Genomic DNA, 11,678 nt, shown 5'->3' with positions numbered 1-11,678 from the left:
TACGAAATACCTTTTATTTCACGTATCTTTGCACTCGATTTATAATTGAAAAATGAGATTACATAGAAATTTAACATTTGCTGTTATCGACAGTATTAGAGATATTTTTAACGAAGGTGTATATGCAGACAAAGCTGTAGAAAAAGCCTTAAAAAGAGACAAACGTTGGGGAGCAAGAGATCGTAAATTTGTTGCAGAAACAATTTACGACATTGTGCGTTGGAATCGTTTATATGCAGAAATTGCTGAAGTAAAATTACCTTACGATAGAGATAATATTTGGAGATTGTTCTCTGTTTGGTGTGTTTTAAGAGGAATTGCCTTACCTGATTGGAATCAAATTGGAGAGCATGTCCCAGAAAGAAGAATTAAAGGACGTTTTGCAGAATTATCAAAAACAAGAAAATTTAGAGAATCTATTCCAGATTGGATGGATGAAATTTGTCTTGCTGAGTTAGGTGAAGAAGTTTGGACAAAAGAAATTGCTGCTTTAAACGAGCAAGCAAAAGTAATTTTAAGAACGAATACTTTAAATATTTCTAGAGAAATTCTTCAAAAGAAATTACATGCAGAAAATGTAGTTACAGAGTTTGTTCCTAATCATCCAGATGCGTTAGTATTACCAGAAAGAGCAAATGTTTTTAAAACAGAAGCTTTTCATAATGGTTTTTTTGAAGTACAAGATGCTTCTTCTCAATTAGTTGCAGCATATTTAGATGTAAAACCAGGAATGAAAGTTGTAGACACTTGCGCTGGTGCTGGAGGTAAAACATTACATTTATCTGCATTAATGGAAAATAAAGGGCAAATTATTGCAATGGATATTTACGAAAGTAAACTTCGTAAATTAAAAGTTAGAGCCAAAAGAAACAAAGCGCATAATATAGACATGCGTGTAATTGATTCTACAAAACCAATTAAAAAATTACATGGAAAAGCAGACAGAGTTTTAATAGACGCTCCATGTTCTGGTTTAGGAGTTATTCGTAGAAATCCTGATTCTAAATGGAAATTACAACCAGAATTTATAGATAATATTAAAAAAGTACAACAAGATGTTTTGCAACAATATTCTAAAATGGTAAAACCAGGAGGAAAAATGGTGTATGCAACTTGTTCTATTTTACCATCGGAAAACCAAGATCAAGTTAATAAATTCTTAACATCAGAATCAGGAAAAGACTTTACCTTTGTCTCTGACAAAAAAGTATTGGCACATATTTCTGGTTTCGATGGTTTTTATATGGCGTTGTTAGAAAGAAAATAAATTTTATACTTAATTGCTTGTATAAAATTTAGAATTGCAGAAAAAGAAATTGTTTTTAATTAATTAGAAAACAATTTAATGATGAAAAAAAATATACTTTATCTATTTCTTTTATTTACAGTATTCTCATATGCTCAAGAATCTTATTACAGTGATGTAGATTTAAATCTTACGGGGCTGTCTTTAAAAGATGAATTAGCAACAAAAATTATAAACACACATGCTCGTTTTTTATCTTACGACCAAGTATGGGACGCCTCAAAAGCAACAGATGTAAACCCAGAAAACAGTAGTCAAGTACTATTGGTTTATGGTTGGGAAAATGGTTCAGATAGTGATGGTACCAATGACAGAGAACGTGGCATAAATAATAATGGTGGTAGTGTTGGTCAATGGAATAGAGAACATGTTTATGCTCGTTCTTTAGGAAATCCAAATTTAGGTGAATCTGGACCTGGTTCAGACGCACACCATTTAAGGCCTTCAGATACACAAAGAAACTCTTCTAGAAATAATGAAAAATTTGCAGAAGGTTCTGGAGTTCAATCTTTAAGAACAAATAATGGTTGGTATCCTGGAGATGAATGGAAAGGAGATGTTGCAAGAATGATGATGTATATGTATTTACGTTATGGTAGCAGATGTTTACCTAGTAATATTGGAATTGGTGATAATTCTGCAACTCCAGATGATATGATAGATTTATTTCTAAAATGGAATGCTGAAGATAAAGTTTCCGATTTTGAAAAACAAAGAAATACATATCATGAAAACACAAGTAATCTAGAAGCACAAGGAAATAGAAATCCTTTTATAGACAACCCAAGATTAGCAACAAGAATTTGGGGAGGTCCTGAAGCCGAAGATATTTGGGGAATTTACTCAAATACAGATACAGAAAACCCTACAGTTCCAACAAATGTTACTGCTACAAATATTACTACATTTTCAGTGGATGTTTCTTGGGATGCTTCATCAGATAATGTTGCTGTTACTAGTTACGATGTCTTTGTAGATGGAGTTCTAAATTCAAATGTTACAAATACTTCAACAACAATAATTGGTTTAGATTCTAATACTTCATTTGTTATTACTGTTTTGGCAAAAGATGTAGCAAATAATGAATCTGCGCAAAGCGCACCAATAAACATAACAACTATAGAGGATATTGAAGCCCCAACAATACCTGCAAATATTGTTATTAGTAATGAAACAGGAACTTCATTTAAAGCAAGTTGGTCAGCTTCAACAGACAACACAGCTGTAACTGGTTATGAGGTTTTTGTTGATGGAAGTTTTCTAGCAACAACTTCAGATATTACATATACGGTAACTAATTTAACAATATCTACAACTTATAATTTACAAGTATTAGCTAAAGATGCAGTTAATAATAAATCTAATTTATCATCTGGTGTAAATGCAACAACTACAGATGGCTCTACAACAACAGCCAATGAATTATTCTTTTCAGAATATGTAGAAGGCTCTTCTAATAATAAAGCAGTTGAAATTGTAAATGTAACATCTGCTGATGTAGACTTAAGTGCTTACAGTATAAAAAGACAAAAAGATGGTGGTGAAGAGGGAGATGAATGGGAACATCCTTTACTACTTTCTGGCACACTTATAAAAGGAGATGTTTATGTAATAATTAATGGAAGTTCTAATTTACAAACTTTAATTGATGAAGCAGACTTTGTACAACCAAATTCTAGCGCAACAAATTTTGGAGCACCAATTAATTTTAATGGTGATGATCCTGTTGGGTTGTTTAAAAATGATATTCTAATTGATATAATTGGTGTTTATAATGGCGGAACAGCCAATTTTGCTAAAGACAAGACTTTACGTCGAAAAAGTGGTGTTTCTCAACCAAATACAGCTTTTGATTTAGATAACGAATGGGATGTTTTACCAAAAGATACTGTAGATGATATAGGAAAACACAATAGTACTTTAAGTGTAAATAGTTTTTTATTAGATGGATTCAAAATATATCCAAATCCAATAAATACAATTATAACAATACAAAATAGTAAGAATAAAACCATCAATAAAGCCTCTATTTATACACTTTTAGGGAAAAATATTATGAATATTAAAAATCCTTCTAAAGAAATTAACGTAGCTTTTTTGTCCAAAGGAATTTATATCCTTAAATTAGAAGTTGAAAATAAAGTACATTCCATAAAAATTGTTAAAGAATAATGAAGCAAAAATTACTTTTATTAATATTTATTTTAAGTTCCTTTTTGGTATTTTCACAAATACCTAGTGGATATTACAATTCTGCAACAGGAAGTGGTTTCACATTAAAAACACAATTAAAAAATATAATTGACAATATTAATGATGGTAATGGACAGGCTTTTCATGATACAAGTGTAACTTATGGAGATTTATGGGAGTTATACGAAACTTCTGATGTAAGAAATGATGGAAAAGTTTGGGATATTTACAGTAATTGTAACTTCACATTTTCTACAGACCAAGATAGAGGTTCTGGAGGTACAACTGAATGTGATAAATTTAATAGAGAACATACCTTTGCCCAAAGTTGGTATGGAGGAAGTAGCTCTCACCCTTTAAGAGGAGATGCACATCATGTTTTTCCTACTGATAAAAAAGTGAACGGAATAAGAAGTAATTACGCATTTGGAGAGGTTTTAACTACAGATTACACTTCTAATAATGGATCTAAAAGAGGTACAAGTAAAATTGCAGGCCCAAATGATAAAGTTTTCGAACCCATAGATGAATTTAAAGGAGATATTGCTAGAGCTCTATTTTATGTTGCTGTTCGCTACCAAAATGAAATTAATTCTTGGGAAAACAATAATAATGGCGCAGATAATATGTTAGATGGTTCTAGTGATAAAGTTTTTGAACTATGGGCTTTAGATATGCTAAATAAATGGCATGTAGAAGACCCTGTTAGTCAAAAAGAGATAGATAGAAATGAAGAAATTTTTAAACATCAGAAAAACAGAAACCCTTTTATAGATCATCCAGAATATGTAAGCGAAATTTGGAGCTCTGTGCTTTCTGTAAAGCAACAATTGTTGTTAGAAGATATTTCTATTTACCCAAATCCGAGTACAATTAATAGAATAACAATTACAATTCCTAACGATTTAAAAGTAGATGCTGTTGTTTTATATAATGTAATTGGTGCTACTATTTATCAATCTAAAAACCCAACAATATCTAATCAAAAAATAAGAATTAACGACTTAAAAAAAGGATTTTATATTTTGAAAATATCTAGTGATACGAAAAGTTTATCGAGAAAAATTATTATTCAATAATTTTGTTAATAACCTTCTTAAAAAACTCGCAAATATTGCGAGTTTTTTTATGCTTAAAATTGAATACAAAGAATTAAATTTGTGACTTACAATTTTACATCAAAACAAAAATAATGATTCATTTCTTTGGAAGTACAAGCAGTAAAGTATTCGCTGTTCAAACCACAAAAAAATTAGCTAAAACAACAATAGATAAATTGACTTGGCTTTTTGGCAATCAACCAAAAATAGAAGAAACAACTTTAGATACTTTTTTCGTTGGGCCAAGAGCAGCTATGATTACGCCTTGGAGTACGAATGCTGTGGAAATAACTCAAAATATGGGAATTTCTGATATTATTAGAATTGAAGAATTTACGGCAGTTTCAGAAGATTTCAAAGATTTCGATCCTATGATTTCAGAGAAATTTAATGGTTTAAATCAAGATTCTTTTACCATCGATATTAAACCAGAAGCAATTTTAAATATTGAAGATATAGCTGCTTATAACCAACAAGAAGGTTTGTCTTTAAGTGATGAAGAAGTTGAATATTTAGAAAGTGTTGCTACAAAAATTGGAAGAAAATTAACAGATTCTGAAGTATTTGGTTTTAGCCAAGTAAATTCAGAGCATTGTCGTCATAAAATATTTAACGGAACTTTCGTAATTGATGGAGAAGAAATGCCAACATCATTATTTAAGTTGATTAAAGAAACTTCAAAGGAAAATCCGAACGATATTGTTTCTGCATACAAAGACAATGTTGCTTTTATAAAAGGTCCAAAAGTGGAGCAATTTGCTCCAAAAACTGCAGATAAACCAGATTTTTATACTACAGAAGATTATGAATCTGTAATTTCTTTAAAAGCAGAAACACACAATTTCCCAACAACTGTAGAACCTTTTAATGGAGCTGCAACTGGTTCTGGAGGAGAAATTAGAGACAGGTTGGCTGGAGGAAAAGGTTCTTTACCTTTAGCAGGAACTGCTGTGTATATGACTTCTTATTCAAGATTAGAGGAAAACAGATATTGGGAACACAAATTCAAAGAAAGAGATTGGTTGTACCAAACTCCAATGGATATTTTAATAAAAGCGTCTAATGGAGCATCGGATTTTGGAAACAAATTCGGGCAACCTTTAATTACAGGTTCTGTTTTAACTTTTGAGCACGAAGAAAACTCTTCTTCAAGTGATGCGAATCCAAGAAAATTAGGATTCGATAAAGTAATAATGCAAGCAGGTGGAATTGGTTATGGAAAAGCAGACCAAGCTTTAAAAGACACTCCAAAAGAAGGCGATAAAATTGTAATTTTGGGTGGAGAAAACTACAGAATTGGAATGGGTGGAGCTGCAGTTTCTTCTGCGGATACTGGAGAATTTGCATCAGGAATTGAGTTAAATGCAGTTCAAAGATCAAATCCAGAAATGCAAAAACGTGCTGCAAATGCAGTTCGTGGAATGGTAGAAAGCGAAGATAATTTTATTGTTTCTATTCACGATCATGGAGCTGGAGGACACTTAAATTGTTTGAGTGAATTAGTTGAAGATACAGGAGGAAAAATAGATTTAGATAAATTACCAGTTGGAGACCCAACTTTATCTGCAAAAGAAATTATTGGTAACGAATCTCAAGAAAGAATGGGATTGGTTATTGCTGAAAAACATATAGATACTTTACAAAAAATAGCAGAGCGTGAGCGTTCTCCAATGTACACTGTTGGTGAGGTTACTGGAAATGACAGGTTTACTTTCGAGTCTAAAACTACTGGAGAAAAACCAATGGATTTAGCTTTAGAAGACATGTTTGGTTCTTCCCCAAAAACAGTTATGAATGACAAAACTGTCATCAGAAATTATAAAAATCCACGTTACAAAACGAAAAATTTAGAAATCTATTTAAAGCAAGTTTTACAGTTAGAAGCTGTCGCTTGTAAAGACTGGTTGACAAATAAAGTGGATAGATGTGTGGGTGGAAAAGTTGCCAAACAACAATGTGTTGGTTCTTTACAAATTCCGTTGAATAATGTGGGTGTTATGGCTTTGGATTATAATGGAAAAGAAGGAATTGCAACCACAATTGGGCACTCCCCTATTTCTGGATTAATTCATCCAGAAGCTGGAAGTAGAAATTCAATCACAGAAGCGTTAACAAATATGATTTGGGCGCCTTTAAAAGATAATTTAAAAAGTGTTTCATTATCTGCAAACTGGATGTGGCCTTGTAAAAATGAAGGTGAAGACGCTCGTTTGTACAAAGCTGTAAAAGCCATTTCAGAGTTTTCTATAGATTTAGGAATTAATGTACCAACAGGAAAAGATTCGCTTTCTATGAAGCAAAAATATCCTGATGGAGAAGTAATTTCTCCGGGAACCGTTATTATTTCGGCTGCAGGAAACTGTAACGAAATTTCTAAAGTTGTAGAACCTGTTTTACAAATCGATGGTGGAAATATCTACTATATAAACATTTCTCAAGACGAATATAAATTAGGTGGAAGTTCTTTTAATCAGACTTTAAATGCAATTGGAAATGAAGCACCTGATGTTACGAATCCAAGGTATTTAAAAACGGTTTTCAACACCATTCAAAAATTAATAAAAGACAATAAAATTGTTGCTGGCCATGATATTGCTTCTGGAGGTTTTATCACTACTTTATTAGAAATGTGTTTTGCTGATGTAAATTTAGGAGCAGATTTTAATCTTTCTGAATTAAATGAAGAAGACTCAATAAAATTATTATTTTCTGAAAATGCTGGAATCGTTTTTCAAGCAGATGCTTCTGTAGAAGCAACTTTAGAAGAAAAAGGAATTGTTGCTTTCAATATTGGAACTGCTAATAATTCTGGAAAAGTAACCATTAAAAATAACGATGAAACATTCGCTTTTGATGTTGCTGAAATGAGAGATGTTTGGTATAAAACTTCTTTCTTATTAGACCAAAAACAAACAGCAAACGACTTGGCAAAAGATCGTTTTGATAATTATAAAAAACAGCCTTTACAATATACTTTTCCAAAGAAATTTACTGGAAAGCTTCCAAAAATTGGGAAAAAGAAACCAAAAGCTGCAATCATAAGAGAAAAAGGTTCAAACTCTGAACGTGAAATGGCAAATGCTATGTATTTAGCTGGTTTTGATGTGAAAGATGTTCACATGACAGATTTAATTTCTGGTCGTGAAACGTTAGAAGATATTCAGTTTATTGGTGCTGTTGGAGGTTTTTCTAATTCAGATGTTTTAGGTTCTGCAAAAGGTTGGGCTGGAGCATTTAAATACAATGCAAAAGCAAAAGCAGCTTTAAAGAATTTCTTTAAAAGAGAAGATACTTTATCAATAGGTATTTGTAATGGAGCACAATTATGGATGGAATTAGATTTAATTAATCCAGAACATAAAGTACATGGAAAATTAGTACATAACGATTCTAAAAAGCACGAAAGTTCTTTTACTTCTGTAAAAATTCAAGAAAATAATTCTGTAATGTTATCGAGTTTAGCAGGAACAGAATTAGGAGTTTGGATTTCTCATGGAGAAGGAAAATTTAATTTACCAGAAGCTGAAGAAAACTATAACATTGTTGCAAAATATGGTTATAAAGGCTATCCAAACAACCCTAATGGATCTGATTTTAACACTGCAATGATGACAGATAAAACTGGTCGTCATTTAGTTACAATGCCTCATATAGAGCGTTCTACATTCCAATGGAATTGGGCAAATTATCCTGCTGGAAGAAAAGATGAAGTTTCTCCTTGGTTAGAAGCTTTTGTAAATGCTAAAAATTGGTTAACAAAGTAATATTATATAAGAAGTATCTATAAAAGGGCTTTTTTAAAAAGCCCTTTTTTTTGTTTAAATAAATAGTAAAATAGCAATTTTAAATAAGTACAAATGAAAATTCCTGAAAAATATCAATTTATAGTTGCGCTAGGAAAAGCGTTACACGTATATGGTATTCCTTCCTACAAAATACAAGCATACTTAACTGAAGTAGCTAAAAAACAAGGAATTACGGGTAGTTTTATGGATTCTCCTACATGGATAAACTATGTTTTTTATGAAGATGAAAATTCTTATAATTATGTTGAATGTGTTTTACCAGGTTCTTTAAACTTAGGTGCTTATTCTAGAATTGCAGAATTAACAAATAAGGTTATTGATTCTAAAATTAACAATGATTCTATACATAAAGAATTGAATATTATACATGCAAAAACACAGGAAATAAATCATTTATATTTAGTTTTAGCATACGCTTTATCTGCAGGTTGTTTTAGTTTATTAATAGGTACTAATCTTGTTTCTTTTGTATTTTCCTTAATATTAGGTGCGTTTATTTATCTATTAGTTTTTTTAACCAAAAAGTCTAAATATTTAGAAAATGTATTCGAATCTTTAAGTGCTTTAGTTGTAACTATAATCTGTTGCTTACTAACATTAATTTTTCCAAACCTTAATTTAGGTTTAACTATATTATCTTCTATTATTATTTTTATTCCAGGATTAGCAATTACAACTGCTTTAGAAGAAATAACTTCTAAAAGTTTGGTTTCTGGTGGCGCAAAACTTTTTGATGCAATTATCTTATTATTTAAACAATTTTTTGGTGTATTACTTGGTATTGCATTAATGACATCATTGGTAAATATTGACTTAACTTATCATGTGTCTGAGATGCCTAAATGGACTATTTATTTAGCCATTCCTATATTATCGATTACGTTATTACCAATATTTCAGGTTCGTAAAAAAGATATGCTTTTTGGTGTATTAACAGGTGTAGTTGCATTTTTAATGACTGTATTATTTTCTGGGTATGGCATATTAGTAAGTACGTTTATTGGTACTTTGGTTGTGGTTGCAATGAGTCGTTTATTTGGATTGATTTCCAAAACTCCAAAAACAGTATATTTAATTCAAGGAGTTGTTATGCTTGTACCAGGAAGTAAATCTTTTATGGGTTTAAGTAACTCCTTTTTTAATCCATCTACTACAACAGGTTCTGTCAACTTATTTGAACAAGTTGCTTTCATTCTTATGGGTATTATTGGAGGATTACTTTTTGCTGGTACATTTAGAGAAAGAAGTCCTAAAAAAAATAAAATCGAAATTAAAAATAATTAGCTTTTGTCTAAAAAAATAAGTTACCATAAGTACTAAAAGCTTTTTGTTAGAAATTTAAAGTTTTTGATTACTAAAAATTGGATAACCAAAAAATAGTAGGTATTAATATTTTTTTTTATTTATTTTTAGAATAAGGAAATTGCATTCTATGAAACTAACTTATTTTAATGTAGATAAAACAAGTCATTTAGTTGAAGATTTTTATCATATTGTATATTCAAAAAAAATAGTTCCATTAAATGCAACTATAATACCTCTTGGCAATACAGGTATAGCTTATATTTACTCTAATGGTCAAAAAATTTCATTAAATAATAATGAAACTGTAATTAAAAATTTAATTATAAATGGGCAGTTCTACAAGTCTTACAAGTTTAATGTAAGTGAAATTGGTTCTGCTTGTGGATTAAGTTTTAAACCTACAGCCCTTCATAAATTAACGGGTTTAGATATATCTAAATTTTCACATAAATATTCTGTTTTTAACCAAATAGATAAAAATCTTGCTGATAAGTTTGAAAATATTTTTATCAATCATAATAATGATTTCAAAAAATTATTCGCAAAACTAGAAAAACTACTATTAGAAATACCTATAATAGAGAATAAAAATACAATTGCAATAGATAAGGTTTTACATACCATTCATTTAAAAGAAGGAATGATATCTGTAAATGAATTATTAAATGAAATTCCTTTTGGGCAAAAGACTTTAGAAACTCTATTTAAAAAAATGGTAGGTTTAACACCAGCAAAATACATTAGAATTTTTCGCTTTAAAAATTTAATGAAACAATATGAAAGCAATAAAATAGATTTAAAAGATTTAATCTATATGTATAATTATTACGATGAATCTCATTTTGCAAAAGATTTTAAAGCATTTACATCTAAATCTTTTAAAGATTATTTTAAAGATGAATTTACACTAATAAAAAAAGCTTTAAAAAAACCATAATTACGATTATTTACAATAAACTACGAGAAATAGGCTTTAAATTAGCTTAACCTTAAATTGCATCCTTCTATTTATTAGGGGTAATAAGTTTGGAAGTAATTATTATAAAGGTTATTTTTAAAACAAAACCTTCAAAGGAATTTTGTTAGTAAAAGAAGAAAAAAGGTCGAATTAAGTTTCGACCTTTTTTAGTTTTATAAAGAATTTTTGAATTTCAATATATATTTAAATTTATTGAACTTTTTTTATAGTAGATTCTCCTATAATAATTCCTTTTTTTAGTTTAGCATCTCCTTTATATAAGACTGTTGCTTCTCCATATGAAGTTACTTTTATACTTTCTGTTGCATTTAATTGAAAGGTTCCACTTCCATAAGCAGTTAGTTTAGTTTCTTTCGATTCAACTTCTGAAGCCATAACTTTACTTTCTCCATAAGCAGTAATTTTTTGCTTCTGAATCTTTCCTTTTTCTATATTAAGATAACTATTTCCGTAAATAGAGACATATAATTTATTTACATCTATAGTAGGAATCGTTACTTCAGATTTACCATAAATACGTAATTCGCATTTATCTTGAATTAATGGACTATTAAAAGTAATTTTTTCTTCTCCTCTTAAAGAAAATATGGATACATCAGCGTAAGTAATTATTAAACTAACCACTCTATTTTTATATAATGGGACTTTTCTTTCTTGGTTTCTAATAACAACCTTTTTATTTTTAGTATAGGTTTTTGCTCCTTCTAAATATACTTGGAGTGTACCTTTTTCTAATTCGTAATTAAACTTTTCTATTGGAACACTAATTTCTTCAATTTTAATGCTTGCCTTGTCCCCTTTTTTAAAAACTACTTCTATATGTGGACTTACAATTACTTTATCAAACTTTTCTTTAAGTTCTATTGTTTTCTGAGCTGTTAAACTATTATTAATACATAATAAAGTCATTAAGAAAAGAGTTAATTTGAATTTCATATTTTTATTTTAAAGTTCGTTTTAAATTGTTGTTTACGATTTAAAGACTCAAT

7 protein-coding genes are annotated in these 11,678 nt (G+C 29.8%); 6 read left to right on the top strand and 1 reads right to left on the bottom strand.

The window, feature by feature from the left end:
• Window positions 1-52 precede the first annotated feature (52 nt).
• From H9I45_RS01070 to H9I45_RS01045, 6 genes are all read left to right on the top strand, one after another.
• A complete protein-coding gene (locus tag H9I45_RS01070; protein WP_088355017.1) occupies window positions 53-1,267 on the top strand; it encodes an RsmB/NOP family class I SAM-dependent RNA methyltransferase in 1,215 nt (404 codons plus the stop codon).
• 78 nt (window positions 1,268-1,345) lie between these two features.
• A complete protein-coding gene (locus H9I45_RS01065) occupies window positions 1,346-3,478 on the top strand; it encodes an endonuclease (RefSeq protein WP_088355018.1) in 2,133 nt (710 codons plus the stop codon).
• The gene (locus tag H9I45_RS01060; protein ID WP_088355019.1) at window positions 3,478-4,578 is read left to right on the top strand and encodes an endonuclease; all 1,101 of its coding nucleotides are present in this window, start codon (window positions 3,478-3,480) and stop codon (window positions 4,576-4,578) included. The genes H9I45_RS01065 and H9I45_RS01060 overlap by 1 nt, the downstream gene beginning before the upstream one ends.
• A 113-nt stretch (window positions 4,579-4,691) precedes the next feature.
• On the top strand, window positions 4,692-8,363 hold the full coding sequence (purL, locus tag H9I45_RS01055) for a phosphoribosylformylglycinamidine synthase (RefSeq protein WP_088355020.1): 3,672 nt from the start codon (window positions 4,692-4,694) through the stop codon (window positions 8,361-8,363).
• Between the two features lie 93 nt (window positions 8,364-8,456).
• On the top strand, window positions 8,457-9,689 hold the full coding sequence (locus H9I45_RS01050) for a threonine/serine exporter family protein (RefSeq protein WP_088355021.1): 1,233 nt from the start codon (window positions 8,457-8,459) through the stop codon (window positions 9,687-9,689).
• 148 nt (window positions 9,690-9,837) lie between these two features.
• A complete protein-coding gene (locus H9I45_RS01045) occupies window positions 9,838-10,647 on the top strand; it encodes a helix-turn-helix domain-containing protein (RefSeq protein WP_088355022.1) in 810 nt (269 codons plus the stop codon).
• Between the two features lie 231 nt (window positions 10,648-10,878).
• Here the strand turns inward: H9I45_RS01045 and H9I45_RS01040 are convergent, their stop codons facing one another.
• Complete coding sequence (locus H9I45_RS01040; RefSeq protein WP_088355023.1) at window positions 10,879-11,625, bottom strand: head GIN domain-containing protein; 747 nt, start codon at window positions 11,623-11,625, stop codon at window positions 10,879-10,881.
• Window positions 11,626-11,678: the final 53 nt, after the last annotated feature.

The sequence above is a fragment of the Polaribacter haliotis genome (genome assembly GCF_014784055.1).
GTDB lineage: Bacteria > Bacteroidota > Bacteroidia > Flavobacteriales > Flavobacteriaceae > Polaribacter > Polaribacter haliotis.
This window is presented reverse-complemented; position numbering and strand designations above follow the sequence as displayed.

Excerpts from the sequence above, each read along its gene's own strand:
- H9I45_RS01060 (WP_088355019.1), top strand. The coding sequence starts at position 3,478 with ATGAAGCAAAAATTACTTTTATTAATATTTATTTTAAGTTCCTTTTTG.
- H9I45_RS01070 (WP_088355017.1), top strand. The coding sequence starts at position 53 with ATGAGATTACATAGAAATTTAACATTTGCTGTTATCGACAGTATTAGA.
- purL (WP_088355020.1), top strand. The coding sequence starts at position 4,692 with ATGATTCATTTCTTTGGAAGTACAAGCAGTAAAGTATTCGCTGTTCAA.
- H9I45_RS01050 (WP_088355021.1), top strand. The coding sequence starts at position 8,457 with ATGAAAATTCCTGAAAAATATCAATTTATAGTTGCGCTAGGAAAAGCG.
- H9I45_RS01065 (WP_088355018.1), top strand. The coding sequence starts at position 1,346 with ATGATGAAAAAAAATATACTTTATCTATTTCTTTTATTTACAGTATTC.
- H9I45_RS01040 (WP_088355023.1), bottom strand. The coding sequence starts at position 11,625 with ATGAAATTCAAATTAACTCTTTTCTTAATGACTTTATTATGTATTAAT.
- H9I45_RS01045 (WP_088355022.1), top strand. The coding sequence starts at position 9,838 with ATGAAACTAACTTATTTTAATGTAGATAAAACAAGTCATTTAGTTGAA.